The sequence below is a fragment of the Paenibacillus sp. DRB1-1 genome (assembly GCF_052119485.1).
Taxonomy (GTDB): Bacteria; Bacillota; Bacilli; order Paenibacillales; family Paenibacillaceae; genus Paenibacillus; species Paenibacillus polymyxa_B.
The window spans coordinates 2,505,092-2,521,607 of record NZ_JBODQH010000001.1 but is presented as its reverse complement, the minus strand read 5'-3'; the positions used below and the strand labels follow the sequence as shown (position 1 = coordinate 2,521,607).

The 16,516-nt window shown below is 46.2% G+C and carries 15 protein-coding genes, 2 rRNA genes and 1 riboswitch; of the genes, 15 read left to right on the top strand and 2 right to left on the bottom strand.

The features are described 5' to 3' along the window. Window positions 1-45 precede the first annotated feature (45 nt). From ACQW03_RS11130 to ACQW03_RS11120, 3 genes are all read left to right on the top strand, one after another. A 23S ribosomal RNA gene (locus tag ACQW03_RS11130) occupies window positions 46-2,974 on the top strand. Window positions 2,975-3,126: 152 nt separating this feature from the next. Continuing rightward, window positions 3,127-3,243, top strand: a 5S ribosomal RNA gene (rrf, locus tag ACQW03_RS11125). A gap of 234 nt (window positions 3,244-3,477) precedes the next feature. Further along, complete coding sequence (locus tag ACQW03_RS11120) at window positions 3,478-3,897, top strand: hypothetical protein (protein WP_013308104.1); 420 nt, start codon at window positions 3,478-3,480, stop codon at window positions 3,895-3,897. A 376-nt stretch (window positions 3,898-4,273) separates the two neighbouring features. Here ACQW03_RS11120 and ACQW03_RS11115 read toward each other — a convergent pair whose 3' ends face one another. Next, window positions 4,274-4,801, bottom strand: a complete 528-nt coding sequence (locus ACQW03_RS11115; RefSeq protein WP_025720154.1) for a hypothetical protein — start codon at window positions 4,799-4,801, stop codon at window positions 4,274-4,276. A 400-nt stretch (window positions 4,802-5,201) separates the two neighbouring features. Here ACQW03_RS11115 and ACQW03_RS11110 point away from each other — a divergent pair, with 400 nt between their 5' ends. The 10 genes from ACQW03_RS11110 (at window position 5,202) to rsmI (ending at window position 13,214) form a co-directional block, all read left to right on the top strand. Then, a complete protein-coding gene (locus ACQW03_RS11110; RefSeq protein ID WP_023986422.1) occupies window positions 5,202-5,387 on the top strand; it encodes a sigma factor G inhibitor Gin in 186 nt (61 codons plus the stop codon). Window positions 5,388-5,531: 144 nt separating this feature from the next. Further along, on the top strand, window positions 5,532-7,112 hold the full coding sequence (locus ACQW03_RS11105; RefSeq protein ID WP_441949691.1) for an aminotransferase class I/II-fold pyridoxal phosphate-dependent enzyme: 1,581 nt from the start codon (window positions 5,532-5,534) through the stop codon (window positions 7,110-7,112). A 103-nt stretch (window positions 7,113-7,215) separates the two neighbouring features. Then, entirely contained in the window at window positions 7,216-7,863 is a 648-nt protein-coding gene (tmk, locus tag ACQW03_RS11100) for a dTMP kinase (RefSeq protein ID WP_013308107.1), read from the top strand. A 74-nt stretch (window positions 7,864-7,937) separates the two neighbouring features. Continuing rightward, window positions 7,938-8,267 (top strand): cyclic-di-AMP receptor, encoded by a 330-nt coding sequence (locus tag ACQW03_RS11095; protein ID WP_007427998.1) that lies wholly within the window; start codon window positions 7,938-7,940, stop codon window positions 8,265-8,267. Window positions 8,268-8,464: 197 nt separating this feature from the next. Continuing rightward, window positions 8,465-8,908 (top strand): YaaR family protein, encoded by a 444-nt coding sequence (locus ACQW03_RS11090; protein ID WP_013308108.1) that lies wholly within the window; start codon window positions 8,465-8,467, stop codon window positions 8,906-8,908. 245 nt (window positions 8,909-9,153) lie between these two features. Further along, window positions 9,154-10,149: a DNA polymerase III subunit delta' gene (gene holB, locus ACQW03_RS11085; RefSeq protein ID WP_071639002.1), complete on the top strand. Its 996-nt coding sequence runs from the start codon at window positions 9,154-9,156 to the stop codon at window positions 10,147-10,149. Between the two features lie 138 nt (window positions 10,150-10,287). Beyond that, entirely contained in the window at window positions 10,288-11,088 is an 801-nt protein-coding gene (locus tag ACQW03_RS11080) for a PSP1 domain-containing protein (protein WP_013308110.1), read from the top strand. A 27-nt stretch (window positions 11,089-11,115) separates the two neighbouring features. Beyond that, on the top strand, window positions 11,116-11,490 hold the full coding sequence (yabA, locus tag ACQW03_RS11075) for a DNA replication initiation control protein YabA (protein WP_025722558.1): 375 nt from the start codon (window positions 11,116-11,118) through the stop codon (window positions 11,488-11,490). 90 nt (window positions 11,491-11,580) lie between these two features. Beyond that, window positions 11,581-12,336, top strand: coding sequence for a tRNA1(Val) (adenine(37)-N6)-methyltransferase (locus tag ACQW03_RS11070; RefSeq protein WP_071639004.1), 756 nt, complete (start codon window positions 11,581-11,583; stop codon window positions 12,334-12,336). Next, window positions 12,333-13,214 (top strand): 16S rRNA (cytidine(1402)-2'-O)-methyltransferase, encoded by an 882-nt coding sequence (gene rsmI / locus ACQW03_RS11065; protein WP_076294541.1) that lies wholly within the window; start codon window positions 12,333-12,335, stop codon window positions 13,212-13,214. Before ACQW03_RS11070 ends, rsmI begins: the two co-directional genes overlap by 4 nt. Window positions 13,215-13,337: 123 nt before the next feature. Here rsmI and ACQW03_RS11060 read toward each other — a convergent pair whose 3' ends face one another. Beyond that, a complete protein-coding gene (locus ACQW03_RS11060; RefSeq protein ID WP_007428005.1) occupies window positions 13,338-13,592 on the bottom strand; it encodes an AbrB/MazE/SpoVT family DNA-binding domain-containing protein in 255 nt (84 codons plus the stop codon). A gap of 331 nt (window positions 13,593-13,923) precedes the next feature. Here ACQW03_RS11060 and ACQW03_RS11055 point away from each other — a divergent pair, with 331 nt between their 5' ends. Together ACQW03_RS11055 and ACQW03_RS11050 are read left to right on the top strand one after the other, a co-directional pair. Then, window positions 13,924-15,207: an HD domain-containing protein gene (locus ACQW03_RS11055; protein ID WP_441949686.1), complete on the top strand. Its 1,284-nt coding sequence runs from the start codon at window positions 13,924-13,926 to the stop codon at window positions 15,205-15,207. Between the two features lie 42 nt (window positions 15,208-15,249). Then, on the top strand, window positions 15,250-16,020 hold the full coding sequence (locus ACQW03_RS11050) for a TatD family hydrolase (RefSeq protein WP_068938706.1): 771 nt from the start codon (window positions 15,250-15,252) through the stop codon (window positions 16,018-16,020). A 201-nt stretch (window positions 16,021-16,221) separates the two neighbouring features. Further along, a riboswitch (cyclic di-AMP (ydaO/yuaA leader) is annotated at window positions 16,222-16,504 on the top strand. Window positions 16,505-16,516: the final 12 nt, after the last annotated feature.

Sequence of the window (16,516 nt, the reverse complement as noted above, 5' to 3'; positions counted from 1 at the left end):
TTGAACCGAGATTCAAAGCAAATCGTATTTACCATGTAAATACTAGGTTAAGCTACAAAGAGCACACGGAGGATGCCTAGGCGCCAGGAGCCGACGAAGGACGTGGCGAACAACGATAAGGCCTCGGGGAGCTGTAAGCAAGCTTTGATCCGGGGATGTCCGAATGGGGAAACCCGGCTGTCTTCATCGACAGTCACTTTCTGCTGAATACATAGGCAGAATAGAGGCAGACCAGGGGAACTGAAACATCTAAGTACCCTGAGGAAGAGAAAACAATAGTGATTCCGTCAGTAGCGGCGAGCGAACGCGGATTAGCCCAAACCAAGGAGCTTGCTCCTTGGGGTTGTGGGACGTCTCACATGGAGTTACAAAGGAACCGGTTAGATGAAGAGGTCTGGAAAGGCCCGCCAGAGAAGGTAAAAGCCCTGTAGTTCAAAACTTGTTCTCTCCGAGACGGATCCCGAGTAGTGCGGGGCACGTGAAACTCCGTATGAATCCGGCAGGACCATCTGCCAAGGCTAAATACTCCCTGGCGACCGATAGTGAAGCAGTACCGTGAGGGAAAGGTGAAAAGCACCCCGGAAGGGGAGTGAAATAGATCCTGAAACCGTGTGCTTACAAGAAGTCAGAGCCCGATCTATGGGTGATGGCGTGCCTTTTGTAGAATGAACCGGCGAGTTACGTTCCCGTGCAAGGTTAAGGTGAAGAGCTGAAGCCGCAGCGAAAGCGAGTCTGAATAGGGCGACTTGAGTACGTGGACGTAGACCCGAAACCGGGTGATCTACCCCTGTCCAGGGTGAAGGTGCGGTAACACGCACTGGAGGCCCGAACCCACGCATGTTGAAAAATGCGGGGATGAGGTGGGGGTAGCGGAGAAATTCCAATCGAACCCGGAGATAGCTGGTTCTCCCCGAAATAGCTTTAGGGCTAGCCTCGGAAAGAAGAATCGTGGAGGTAGAGCACTGATTGGGTGCGGGGCCCGCAAGGGTTACCAAGCTCAGTCAAACTCCGAATGCCATAGATTTAGTTCCGGGAGTCAGACAGTGAGTGCTAAGATCCATTGTCGAAAGGGAAACAGCCCAGACCATCAGCTAAGGTCCCCAAGTGTGTGTTAAGTGGGAAAGGATGTGGAGTTGCACAGACAACCAGGATGTTGGCTTAGAAGCAGCCACCATTGAAAGAGTGCGTAATAGCTCACTGGTCGAGTGACTCTGCGCCGAAAATGTAACGGGGCTAAACACACCACCGAAGCTATGGCTTGATGCTTGCATCAGGGGTAGGGGAGCGTTGAATGCGGGTTGAAGGTGTACCGTAAGGAGCGCTGGACTGCATTCAAGTGAGAATGCCGGTATGAGTAACGAAAAGATCTGTGAGAATCAGATCCGCCGAAAGCCTAAGGGTTCCTGAGGAAGGTTCGTCCGCTCAGGGTAAGTCGGGACCTAAGGCGAGGCCGATAGGCGTAGTCGAAGGACAACAGGTCGAAATTCCTGTACCACCGTAATCCGTTATGAGCAATGGGGTGACGCAGTAGGGTAGTGACGCGGACTGATGGATGTCCGTCTAAGCAGTGAGGCTGGTGTGTAGGCAAATCCGCACATCGTTAAGGCTGGGCTGTGATGGGGAGCGAAAATTGTAGTAGCGAAGGTCATGATCTCAGACTGCCAAGAAAAGCCTCTAGCCAGGAGAAGGTGCCCGTACCGCAAACCGACACAGGTAGGCGAGAAGAGAATTCTAAGGCGCGCGGAAGAACTCTCGTTAAGGAACTCGGCAAAATGACCCCGTAACTTCGGGAGAAGGGGTGCCTCGGTAGGGTGAATAGCCCGAGGGGGCCGCAGTGAAAAGGCCCAAGCGACTGTTTAGCAAAAACACAGGTCTGTGCGAAGCCGCAAGGCGAAGTATACGGGCTGACGCCTGCCCGGTGCTGGAAGGTTAAGGGGAGTGGTAAGCCCTTCGGGGCGAAGCTATGAACCGAAGCCCCAGTAAACGGCGGCCGTAACTATAACGGTCCTAAGGTAGCGAAATTCCTTGTCAGGTAAATTCTGACCCGCACGAATGGCGTAACGACTTGGGCGCTGTCTCAACGAGAGATCCGGTGAAATTTTAATACCTGTGAAGATGCAGGTTACCCGCGACAAGACGGAAAGACCCCATGGAGCTTTACTGCAGCTTGATATTGAATTTGGGTACGATCTGTACAGGATAGGTGGGAGCCGTTGAATCTTGAGCGCCAGCTTGAGAGGAGGCATCCTTGGGATACCACCCTGATCGTATCTAGGTTCTAACTTGGTACCGTAATCCGGTGCGAGGACAGTGTCAGGTGGGCAGTTTGACTGGGGCGGTCGCCTCCTAAAGAGTAACGGAGGCGCCCCAAGGTTCCCTCAGAATGGTTGGAAATCATTCGAAGAGTGCAAAGGCAGAAGGGAGCTTGACTGCGAGACCTACAAGTCGAGCAGGGACGAAAGTCGGGCTTAGTGATCCGGTGGTACCGCATGGAAGGGCCATCGCTCAACGGATAAAAGCTACCCTGGGGATAACAGGCTTATCTCCCCCAAGAGTCCACATCGACGGGGAGGTTTGGCACCTCGATGTCGGCTCATCGCATCCTGGGGCTGAAGTAGGTCCCAAGGGTTGGGCTGTTCGCCCATTAAAGCGGTACGCGAGCTGGGTTCAGAACGTCGTGAGACAGTTCGGTCCCTATCTGTCGTGGGCGTAGGAAATTTGAGAGGAGCTGTCCTTAGTACGAGAGGACCGGGATGGACGTACCGCTGGTGTACCAGTTGTTCCGCCAGGAGCACCGCTGGGTAGCTATGTACGGAAGGGATAAGCGCTGAAAGCATCTAAGCGTGAAGCCCCCCTCAAGATGAGATTTCCCAATTAGTAAGACCCCTTGAAGACGACGAGGTAGATAGGTTGGGGGTGGAAGTGCAGTAATGCATGGAGCTGACCAATACTAATCGGTCGAGGGCTTATCCTAAAAATAAAACGCAAATGAGTTTCGGATCCAGTTTTCAGGGTGTAACCTTGAAGGTATGTACAAGTGACATACGACAAGCGCATGGCTATTCATTCACACGATAAGTGATGAACCGAATAACTATACGGTAGAATTTACATTGTAAATTCATGTTTGGTGGCGATAGCGGAGGGGTTCCACACGTACCCATCCCGAACACGACCGTTAAGCCCTCCAGCGCCGATGGTACTTGGACCGCAGGGTCCTGGGAGAGTAGGACGTCGCCAAGCAACAAGTAAAGAGGACCATGATCTCAATGAGATTATGGTCCTCTTTTTGCATATACGTATATTTTAGAAATATCCTTACAAAAGGAAGGTAACATTTTTGTTACGGAATGTAAGAGTAAACCCTGTATAATATAGGTATTGAATCCCATACACACACGCTGCATTATTGCAGAATTATGCAAACTCCAACATAGGATTTTGTATAGTCAATCAGGCTGGTAAGGAGGGAAGATCATGCGGCGAAATAAATGGCTTGCTCTATTGGTGCTATTCAGTGTCGCTGTCGCGATTCTTACCGGGTGCGTGGAGGAGGAGCCTTCTTGGACATCGTTTGAGGGTGCTGCCAACGAGAAGACGTTTCCGGTTCCCAAAGAAGCTAGTAAAACCGATCGGGCCAGCAGTAATTCGGACATGGACTATGTTCGCTATGCACTGCCAGCGTTGAAGGAAAGTGATAGTCTACCTGCTCCTTATCTAGAGGAGATTGCAGCTTGGGGCTGGACTGAGGAACCGAATTTATCCACCTCGAATCAGAAGGTGTTTCAGAAAAATAAACACATGGTGCATTTGTCTGTGCATGATGGTTCTTTTACTGTATTGGTTCCAAAAGACAGAAAGGCTGTTGTGAAGAGCAAAAGCGTGGATCTTAATTAGGGACACGGTTTTCAACCGAGTAAGCAGCATAGGATTTATTGTAGATCATATTTTTAGTAAACTCATAGCGTATTGTATGCTGTGTATAATGATGAATGAAGAGATCGGATATGGGGAAGCACTCAGAACTGCCGTTGAGTAGGGAGTGACTTCCTTTTATATATTTGCATGTTGATCAAATGCTCTACATGAATAACGAGGATAAAGATGAGGAAAAGTTTACTTGATGAGATAAGAGAATAAAACGATTAGAGTTGTTAAGTCACAAAAAAGGAGTAACCGGTTGAGGTTGCTCCTTTTTTATTGCTTCGGTCTATATGGTTGTAGGTTAGTTCAGACATGAATTTTCTATCTGTACGGATATGAGTGGTTAAATTTACTGTTGATAATATGAGGCATCTTCATCGGTAAACTTCAACATGCCGTCTTTTCTCTCGCCTGTAAGCCGACTGAGGATGTATAGACGCGGTGCAATAAGCCATAGATGCCAGAAGAGTAAGGATACAGTAAAGGCTGGTGGAGACCAGAGAATGAATACGGCTGACAAGCAGACACCGATCCAGAGTGTATGTATGTGCACACGACGAAAGATGCTATAGCCTATGTACTGGTCTGTCATATAGCCTAGCCAAGGTAATTTACGATGGAATGCCCAGCGTTTGCGGAAGGATGTTCCGCCACCGATGTATAGGACAGATCGTGAGATTACGAAGTGTACCCATAGGGTTAGGAAAAAGGCAAGAGCAAACAAAAACACGCTAGTCCAGGAAAAGGCAAGAAGCAGAAAGAGAAGCATAATAATAGGTAATGTGATGTGACTCCATATTAGTTGACGCGGTATACTGATTTTTTTAATGAGCTTGTAGTGATAGTAGGTAGCTTTGGTTCCGGTTTCCTCTGTCATGCGAACAGTCCTTTCATTAATCTACTGCATCACAAGTGGCTTCCCGTCCACAGCCGGAAAAAGGGACGGTACTTCGCTCATGCCGCTTTAAATAAGCATTTAATCGTTTTTGTAGAAATACAGAATGATCAACAACAAGTGTTAGCTAGCCTACTCTATAATTACTGGAAAAGCTATCACTGATGAAGTGTTCAAGGGCTCCGATGAAAGGGTATCCATACATAAGAGCTTTTCTTATTATATCGGCATAGACGGCTGTTTTTTAAACATACGGGGTACAAACACCATAATGGCCCAAAAGGAATATATATAGAGTATATCGTCGAACTGGGCTATGAAAAGGTTTAAAATAGTAGAAAGTGCCCCATACTAATAGTAAAAGAAACAAGGTGGGATGGATATGCATGATCAAGGCGGCCACCGCTGTATTATATGCGGGCAGCACAAGCATGAAGGCATTTTTATCGTTTCCGAGTTTATCTGTGATACGTGTGAAGCTGAAATGGTGCACACGGATGCAACTGATGCCAAATATCATTTTTTTATTGATCAATTAAAGCAAATCTGGGTACAGAAAAATGCATAATATCCTTTGCTAATTAGTCTTTAAAGGATTGGCATTCCAAGGTCTGTCGATACGGGCCTTTTTTTCTGTGAGTAAAAGTAGGATTCCGCTTGATTTTACGATAAAATAAGGTAGATATAAAGCTTTGTTTGGAAGGATTGCAGAATGATGGGGAAAAAGGCGGTACATGCACCATTAATGGAAGCTCTAATACGTTACCGGACTCAGGGCAATGCTTCTTTCCATGTACCCGGTCATAAAAATGGACAAGTATATGAGCATGAAAATATTGCGTCTTTGTTGCAAGAAGTGATGTCTATTGATGCGACAGAAATTTCTGGACTGGATGATTTGCATCACCCAGAAGATGTGATTCGTGAAGGGCAGGGACTGGCTGCAAAGTGCTTTGGTGCTGAAGAGAGCTTTTGGCTAATTGGAGGAAGCACGGTCGGTAATTTGGCTATGATTTTAACTGTATGTACGGAGCCAGGAGCTCTGCTGCTGGTACAGAGAAATGTACACAAATCTGTCCTGAACGGTCTCATGCTGTCAGGGGCTAACGCGGTATTCCTGGATCCGGAAATAGATACACTAAGCGGACTGGCGGTTGCCCCAACGACGGATACAATAAAGGCTGCACTGAAGGCCTATCCTTCGGCTAAAGGGGTGTTACTTACACTACCTAATTACTATGGGATGGGGCATGACCTGACGGCAACGGCTAAGGCCTGTCATGCAGCCCATGTGCCGCTATTGGTAGATGAGGCACACGGTGCCCATTTTGGGTTGCATCCTCGTTTGCCAGCCTCTGCGCTATCCTGCGGGGCAGATGTAGTGGTCCAGTCGACACATAAAATGCTTCCAGCCATGACCATGGGGGCCATGTTACATGTGCAGGGAGAGAGAATCCATCGGGAACTGCTTCGTCAGCGGTTGGCGATGGTGCAGAGCTCTAGCCCTTCTTATCCGTTAATGGCTTCACTGGATTTGGCAAGATGGTATATAGAGGCGTATGGAGAGGATGCTTTTACAGTGGGCTTAGCGGCTGCAGATGCTTTTAGAAAGGGCCTGGAGCAGCTCCCACGCTTTCGCTTGCTAGAACCACAGCAGGAACTAGAGGGGAGAGACGCTCACAGGGGAATCTCTGAGGTCCTAGAAAGGGCTGAGGAGGGAATAAGCGGATATTCATCCCAGGATCCTTTTAAATTGGTGCTGTATGATACATGGGGGATACTGGATGGGTTTGGACTCAAGCATGAGTTAGAGACTTACGGATGTGTTCCAGAGATGAGCGATGAAAAACATGTTGTCTTATTGTTTACGTTAGGCTCTACAGCTAAGGATGCGAGTCACCTGTTGCAGGCTCTTGTGCATATAAATAATGATATAAGATTTAAGGAGACGGCTGGTGAGCCGGGGGCAACGGAAAAAGAGCCGCAAAGACTCGAATTAGATTTTTCCACGTGGAACAATGATAGAATGAAGGGATACTCTAGTCCGGTTCCGTTTGGGCTTCGACCGATTAGCCCGGATCAGATGGAGACCGTGCCTGTAGAGGAATCCGCTGGCAGGGTAGCGGCTGAAATGATTATCCCGTATCCTCCAGGTATTCCTCTGTTATATACAGGAGAAACGATCACAGAAGCGATTGCACTGCGGATGAGTCGTCTACGTGAGTTGGGAGCCAAGTGGCACGGGATAGCAGATGAAGGTATGCTTACAATTCGGGTATTCCGTTTACAATAAAGATTAGATACTAGAGACTTAACAAATACAGAAGACTGAATAAAAGAAGCATACGTAGCCTGTGGGTGACTTTTATTTTTCAGGCAGGAAAGCAGGGAATAACATGAATCGCAAAGGCATTTTTATCACACTAGAGGGGGGAGACGGCTCCGGTAAAACAACTATGATTCAACGGCTGGCGAAGTTTATGGAGGAAGAAGGCTATCCAGTCATCACGACGAGGGAGCCGGGTGGCATCGAAATTTCCGAAAAGATTCGCTCTATCATTTTGGACCCTGCTCATACCAGTATGGACGCTCGAACAGAGGCACTTTTATACGCAGCAGCGCGGCGTCAGCATTTGGTGGAGAAGGTAAAGCCGGCTATTGAACAGGGAGCTATCGTATTATGTGATCGTTTTGTGGATAGTAGCTTGGTCTATCAAGGATTTGCAAGAGGGATCGGAATTGAAGAGGTAGCTTCAATTAATCGCTTCGCGGTGGATGATTGGGAGCCGGACGCCACATTTTATCTGGATATTGAGCCCGAATTGGGATTGGCAAGAATTAATGCGTCACGAGGAGCAGAAATGGACCGCCTCGACATGGAGAGTATATCGTTTCACCATAAGGTGCGAGAGGCATATTTGGAGTTGGCTCGCAAATTTCCGGAGCGAATTACAATTGTTGATGCATCTCCGGCGCCAGAGCAGGTGGAGCAAGTATTGAAGGATTTGCTGAAAAAGCGGTTTGTTCAGAATTTTAGCATATAATTGTCGAAGGATATACGGTAAAATTGAGCTAGGGACAAGGTTGTCTCTAATATGACTTGAAGGAGGAATACAGGATGAAGCTGATTATTGCGATTGTACAGGATAAGGACAGTAATAGATTATCCAGCGGACTGGTGAAAGCTAATTTCCGTGCTACCAAATTGGCGAGCACAGGAGGATTTCTGCGTGCAGGTAATACGACATTTATGATCGGTGTTGATGACAATCAGGTGGACTCATTAATGAACGTCATTCGCAGCAGTTGCAAGGTTCGTGAACAGCTGGTCACACCCGTTACCCCTATGAGCGGGACGACGGATTCCTATTTACCGTTACCTGTTGAAGTGCAGGTGGGTGGAGCGACGGTATTCGTGATGCCTGTAGACCGTTTCGAGCATTTCTGAATCTACACAATAGGGCCTATTCTGCCGATATGATAGGGGAATCGCCTGTATCTTCTCACATGATGGGAGTGAGGGCAGATCCACTAAAACGGCAGCGCTATAGCGCAGTCCCCGGAAAGCCGAAGGAACCCTGAGTTCTAGTTTGAACTGTTCATGAAGGGGGAAAGTGGAAGCATCCGGGGAGAAAGCAGGTTTATATGAAAATAAATCCGGGCTATCGCCCTTTACAAAGTACATTGTCTACAAATGAAATGAGTGCAAAGCCAATTCAGCCCAAGAGCTTCTCCGACGTTATGCAGCAAAATGGGGAGCAGGCTTCGCAGGAGGAATTGAATCGGCGCTTTAAGGAAATACAAATGCAGGGAGATCGTCTTGCACGTTCAATGACGATTCGTGAGCTGAAGGCTTATAAGATGCTGGTTAAACGGTTTTTGGAAGATACAGTTCGGCGAGGCGTGTCCATGAAGGATACAAAGGGCTGGGATCGCCGGGGACGCAGCAAACGTTATAAGCTGATTGATGAAGTGGATGAGCTATTGCTAAAAATGGCGGATGAGCTGCTCGAAACCGAACAAGGCAAGATTGAGCTTTTGCAAGGGGTCGGTGAGATCAGAGGATTGCTGATTAATCTCTCATTTTAATGCAGACTTATGTTATAAATGAATACAGACGGGCTGTTGCCACGAGAAATAATCTGCTTGCTGATCATGCTGGCAGATTATTTTTGACTATGTATATGTGGGCAGACGTGATACGGAAATAGCAGCTGTTACCCCAAAAACAAGGATTTGAAGTTGGAATCATGAAAATAGCAACAAAGTTTGCCCAGAAGAACAACGGTTTGCTGAGGGATCACAGTTGTTTTCAGTGGAGAAAGTGAGGAAATATGTCTTTTCAAAATATAATGGGCCAGGATGTAGCCAAAAAAATGCTGCAAAGTGCACTGCGGAATCATACGGTCAACCATGCCTATGTTTTTAGCGGGCCGCCGGGAAGCGGGCAGATGAACATGGCGCAGATCTTTGCTAAGGCTTTATTTTGTGAGCGACAGACGGATGATGCATGTGGGGAGTGCTTGTCATGCCGTAAGGTAGAGCACGGGAATCATCCAGATTTGCATATTGTAGAGCCGGATGGAGCTACGATTAAAATTGATCAGATTCGCGGGCTTCAACGTATATTTTCTTACAAATCTGAAAGCTCCAATCCGAAGGTATATATCATTCGGCAGGCGGATACCATGACAGTGCAAGCTGCTAATAGCCTACTTAAATTTCTAGAGGAGCCCCAGATTCCAGTGGTCGGCATACTCATTTCTGAAAATGGACAGGCGTTGCTGCCTACGATTCAATCACGGACGCAGCAGGTTCCTTTCCACGCTTTACAGCCGGAAGTGATGATGCAGGCGTTAATTGGGGAAGGCTATACGGCAGGGCTTGTCCGGTCAGTCGTTCATATTGCTTCAGGACTGGAATCATGTAGAGAAATTCTCCAGCAGAATTGGTTTGCAGAAATTAGAAACGTAGTGTTACAATTAGTGAAGGAGTCCATGAGTCGGGGGAGCTCGTCTATTATTCTGGCTCAACAGAAGATTTTTAAAACTGGACTTTCTGAACACCTGGATATTCTGTTTCATCTGTTTCATTTGTGGTTTAAGGATATGCTTCATTTCCGTTACGGAAGGCACGAAAGCATTGTTTTCATAGATCATTTGGAGTCCGTCTCCAAATTGGCAATCACCCGCAGCACGGAACAATGGGTCTCTTATATGGATTTGGCCGCGAATTGCAGGAAGAAGCTCCGTTTTCACGTCAACGGGCAATTATGCGTGGAGCAGCTTCTGATTGGGTTGTCCGATACAAGCGGTTCTATCACCGGCTAACAGGAAGGCGCGCTTGTTCCACTCTGCACAATCCGCGACGCCAGGTTCCCGGTTTGTGCGACAGTGAGACTTCAATTGCGGCCATTCGTACAATGTCGGCTTCAAATGAGGTTTAGTGGCATACAAGGGGGTTAATTTTTGTATAGTGTAGTGGGTGTCCGTTTCAAGAAGGCGGGCAAGACTTATTATTTTGATCCGCTGGATCTTCCAGTGGAGAAAGAAAACTGCGTCATTGTAGAGACCGCGCGCGGTATTGAATATGGCAAGGTTGTAGTGGGCAAAAAAGAGGTAAATGATTCGGATGTTGTCCTGCCCTTAAAAAAAGTCATTCGTATTGCCGGGGATGATGACGCTCTTGTTGTAGAAGAGAATAAATTGGCGGCCAAGGATGCATTCGGCACGTGTTTAAATAAAATTAAAGACCATGGCCTTAAAATGAAGCTGGTAGATGTAGAATTTACATTTGACCGCAATAAGATCATTTTTTATTTTACGGCAGAGGGTCGGGTGGATTTTCGAGAGCTTGTAAAGGACTTGGCCAGTATTTTTCGTACACGGATCGAGCTGCGGCAGATCGGCGTACGGGATGAGGCTAAAATGCTTGGCGGAATCGGACCTTGTGGACGTATTCTGTGTTGCTCCTCATGGCTGGGGGATTTTGAGCCGGTATCTATTAAGATGGCGAAGGATCAGAGTTTGTCGCTGAATCCGACGAAGATTTCCGGGTTGTGCGGGAGATTGATGTGCTGCCTCAAGTTTGAACATGATAACTACGAAAGCATGCGAGAAGAGCTACCTCAGGTGGGTAAGATGGTTATCACCTCTTTGGGAGAAGGTAAAGTCGTAGGTGTGAATGCAGGTCATCGCACGGTGCATGTTCAACTGTTTGAGATCAGTAAGGTCAAGGAACTTCCAATGGACGATGTAGTCGTCAAGTAAACCATTAGGTTGCTTCGGGGTGGAAACTTGGATAAATTAAATGTTTTTGCGCGTATTCACGAAATGGAAACCCAAATGGGACAGTTGCATAGCGATCTGGGTGAATTGAAACTGGCAGTAAAAGAGCTGCTGGAGGAAAATCAACGACTAACGATTGAAAACGAACAGGTGCGCAAGATGCTCAAACGTGAAACCTCTGGAGAAGAAAAGACGGCAAACAAGCCGAAGCTTCCTCCTCCGATCGTCATTAAGGATGAAGGGCAAACGGGTGAGGTCGTCGGCGAAGGCTACGACAATCTAGCAAGGCTGTATCATGAAGGATTTCATATATGCAACGTGTATTACGGACATTTGCGAACGGAAGGCGATTGCCTCTTCTGTCTGTCATTTTTGAATAAATAAAAACAAGCCGTAGGAGCAAGATGCCTACGGCTTTTTTGTAAGGAAGTATGAGTGAAAAGCGATTTTGGTTATAAAAGACGGGAGAGCACTATGGACGAAAATGAAAAGAAGTCTGAACGAATTGATGATTTGCTTTCACATAATTTGCGCATTATCCAAAGTGATGAAGTATTCAGCTTCTCGATGGATGCGGTCTTGCTGGCACGTTTTGCCGGTATTCCGCAGCGTGGAAAGATTCTGGATCTGTGTACTGGCAATGGGGTTGTCCCGTTGTTGCTAACGACACGAACAAAAGCGTCTATTGAAGGAATTGAGATTCAACCACGCTTGGCAGATATGGCTAGACGTAGTGTCAGCTTGAATGGATTAGAAGCAGCAATTCAGATTCGGGAAGGGGACCTACGTGAGCTGGTTCACATCACGGGACATGGTGTTTATGATGCGATTACCGTGAATCCCCCCTATATGCCGCTAAATGGTAGCGATATCAAGCTGAATCCTCACCAGGCAATTGCCCGTCATGAAGTGAACTGTACACTGGAAGAAGTCATTCAGGCATCCACCCGGCTTGTCCGTAATGGGGGAAAAGTATCCATGGTTCATCGCCCGCAGCGATTGGGTGAGATCATAACCTTAATGCGTAATAACAGTTTGGAACCCAAACGAATACGTTTTGTTCACCCAAGAGTTCATATGGAAGCCAATATGGTACTGGTCGAAGCATTACGTGACGGCAAACCGGAGGTTCGTCTGTTGCCTCCGCTCATTGTATATCAGGAAAATGGGAATTATACTCAGGAAATAAGAGATATTTATGGAGAAGTAAGCAAGGGGGATTCTGTGTGAAAGCAGCTGTACAAAAAAGCTTTAGTACCAGCGAAGAAGAACGGGGAAAGTTGTATCTTGTTGCAACACCCATTGGGAATCTGGACGATATGACCTTTAGGGCGATTAACACCTTGAAATCATGCAGTATTATCGCTGCCGAAGATACGCGGCAGACACGCAAACTGCTCACCCATTTCGAAATTACACCGGATATGCTCTTCAGTTATCATGAACATAATAAGGCTGCCAGTGGGCCTGAACTGATACGTTATATAATAGAAGGAAAAAATTTGGCACTGGTTAGCGATGCAGGTCTACCGGCCATTTCTGACCCTGGTTCGGATTTGGTCAAACTGGCACTGGAAGCGGGAATTAGCGTCATTCCTATCCCAGGAGCAAATGCGGCACTATCGGCTTTGATTGCTTCAGGACTGGATACAGAAAGGTTCACCTTCGCTGGCTTTCCACCACGGGAGAAAAAGGACCTAGAGAAGCTGTTGCTATCTTTTCAGGTATCTCACGGCACAATTATTTTTTATGAATCGCCTCATCGCATTGTGAAGACATTGATGGTGTTGAAGGAAACATTAGGTTCACGCAAAGTGGTGCTTGCGCGTGAGCTGACCAAGCTGCATGAGGAATGGGTGCGAGGAACCGTGGAGCAATGTCTTGCTAAACTAGAGGAGAATCCGCCGATTGGTGAATATTGCCTGGTGGTTGAAGGAAAAGACGAAGAGGAAGAGGAAAAGGAACGTCAGGCGTGGTGGCAGTCCTTATCTTTGGAGTCCCATGTCGCACATTACGAGGCAGAGGGACTTACACGCAAGGATGCAATGAAGCGTACAGCCACAGATCGTTCAATCTCCAAGAGAGATGTTTACAACGCACTCTTATGAATATCTGTCTGAACAAAAAAGGGCCTTCCAACGGTTGGGTTCAAACCGTGGAAGGCAACAAGGAGTATATATGAAAAGGTTAGAATTAACAATATCTGATAAGTCTATTATATACTAAAATTCTCAGTTTGTCACAGGTGTTGGGATTTCAGAAATGCAATCTTGGCAAACAATTTTCCCTTTGAAGTAAATTACGTTCTCAGCATTGCCGCAGAAGATACAAGCAGGCTCGTATTTTTTAAGCATGATGCGTTCGCCATCAACATAAATTTCCAAAGCGTCTTTCTCTCCGATTCCCAGGGTACGGCGCAATTCGATTGGAATAACAACACGTCCGAGCTCGTCAACTTTTCTTACAATACCAGTGGATTTCATCATAATAAATCAGGCTCCTCTCGCCGTTTAAAATAATATAAGTGTCATGATTCGACAAAATTTTCTCTTTTCTGATATTTACTATACCAACGATTCCCAAAACAGTCAACCTTAAAAATGTAGTAACAGTCTGATTATGCAAAAGTATTTAGATTAAAGAGCTTTACTCATGTGTATTGCCTTATCTTATTGATGATTTATTCAGTTTGTCGATTTGGAAATGTCAAAAAACTATAATTCGACATATTGCGACAAAGAATGTCGAATGAGGGGAATCATTTAGGATTTTATTGTATTTTAATCCATTATTCCGAATATTAAAGGAGCTGATATCTTGCACCAGCCACTCAGTGAAGAAAAAGTTTTTAAAGACCCGGTACATAATTACATCCATGTTCAGGATACTGTGATATGGCGGTTGATCAACACGCCGGAGTTCCAACGTTTACGGCGCATACGGCAGTTAGGCACATCGTATCTTACGTTTCATGGAGCGGAGCATAGCCGTTTTTCACATTCATTGGGCGTATATGAGATTACGAGACGTATTATTTCTCAATTTGAACGTGGAGATTTCCTAGATTGGCCGAAGGAGGAAAGGCTGGTTGCGCTGTGTGCAGCTCTATTGCATGATGTGGGGCATGGCCCATTTTCTCATTCAATTGAGGAAGCCTTTCATATGAACCATGAGGATTGGACATGCCGCATTGTACTGGGAGACACAAAGATCAACGCTGTGCTACGGCAAGTCGACGACAAGCTTCCAAAAAAGGTGGCTGCGGTTATAGCCAAAACGTATGATAAGCCGATTGTTGTCAACTTGGTAACCAGTCCGCTAGATGCTGACCGTATGGATTATTTGTTGCGGGATGCTCATTCGACAGGTGTCAACTACGGCACGATTGATTTGGATCGTATTTTACGACTGCTGCGTCCTCATAATGGTAGAATTGTTGTAAAGGAATCAGGCATGCATGCAGTAGAAGATTATTTAATGTCACGCTATCAGATGTATTGGCAAATTTATTTTCATCCTGTAACACGCAGCTCGGAAATCCTTTTACGTAAAATTTTCAAGCGAGCAAAGGAATTGTTTAAAAACGGATATGAGTTTGGTTTTCTGCTGGACCCGCTACCGGATCTGTTGAAAGGAGAGCTTACAGTAGAGCAATATCTGATGCTCGACGAGTCATTAATCCAGACCGTATTTAGCCAGTGGAAACGAGAAAAGGACGATATTTTAAGCGATTTGAGCAGCCGTTTTATGGACCGTAGATTGTATAAATATGTAGAGATTGAAAATATGGATACAGATACCATTGACAGTATTAGAGAAGCTTTGAAAGAGGCTGGTTTGCACCCTGAATATGATTTTGAAATTGATTTTCCGACAGATCTTCCTTATGATGTGTTTCGGCAGGGTGGCTCGACGGACAACCAGATTTTACTGCTTGGACGTCAGGGCGAGGTGAGTGAAATATCCGAAGTTTCGGAAATTGTGCGCTCAATAAGTGGTATTCACCGAGGAAAATATCATATGTATTTTCCCCAGAATAAATTGAACGCGGTAAAAGACAGGCTTCCTGCCGAAATAAGGAATTATTTTGTCAAAGAATAGACAACTATATAGAAATGTAAGTAAAAAAAGGAGATGTAAACCTTGGATTTATTCGACACTCATACTCACTTGGATGCGCCACAATTTGACGAAGATCGTGAAGAAGTTATAGCACGTGCTGTCGAATCAGGAGTAACACGGATGATCAATATCGGATTTAATCGTGAGACGATTCCATCCACCATGAAATTGGCCGAGACGTATGATTTTATTTATGCGGCAGTTGGATGGCATCCGCAGGATGCTATTACAATGCAGGAGGGCGATCTAGAATGGATTGCATCGTTATGCAGTCATAAGAAGGTTGTAGCCATCGGTGAGATCGGTCTGGATTATTATTGGGATACTTCACCGAAGGATGTTCAGCATCGGGTGTTTCGAAATCAAATTGGTCTGGCTCGTGAGCTCAAAATGCCCATTGTTATCCATAACCGGGATGCGCATGAAGATATTGTTAGGATTTTGCGCGAGGAAAAAGCGAGTGAGATTGGCGGAGTCATGCACTCCTTTTCGGGTAGCTGGGAGACTGCCAAAATGGTGCTGGATATGGGATTTCACCTTTCCTTCGGTGGTCCAATAACGTTCAAAAATGCCAAGCAGCCAAAAGAGGTGCTCGCACAGGTGCCGCTGGATCGTCTACTCATTGAAACGGACGCTCCCTACCTGACGCCGCATCCGTTCCGCGGGAAGCGAAATGAGTCCGCACATGTGAGACTGGTAGCAGAGGCCGCAGCCCAAATCAAGGGAATTACAGTGGAGGAATTAGTGTCAATAACGACCCAAAATGCCTTGGAACGATTTGACATTCAATGAAAAAGTGAAGAAATCGATCAAAATAAAGAGATAGACGAAGCTAATCATGAATTTGTTGCAGGAAACTCGAGAATATTACAATATTTTAACCGAATATTTTAAAAAATGTACTTGAAACCTGCTTTACAACATGCATAGAAACAAGATATCATCTTTTCAGTGAATTGTTGTTTGAATGTAAACATCAACAAGTCATTTCATGAACCAGTCTCGCTGAGTCCCTTTTACAGGGAACGGGGGAACCGATATGGCTTACAGTACGTCCGGCGTATGTGCAAGAAGGGAACGTCTCTTCCGCCAGCCGGCTCGACCGAAATTCTTTTCCAGGATGGGATTGAATAGGTGGAGGAGCCGTATTTCGATTTCTTTCTGGGTCTTCGGGGTGAATGTGAAGGCGACCGCCATGAGCGGTTGACCCAAGCTAGGGCGACTCTCTACGTCCGAACCCGACAGCTAACCCCGTAAGCGTAACAAGAGAGAAGCCATCTCGTGCATG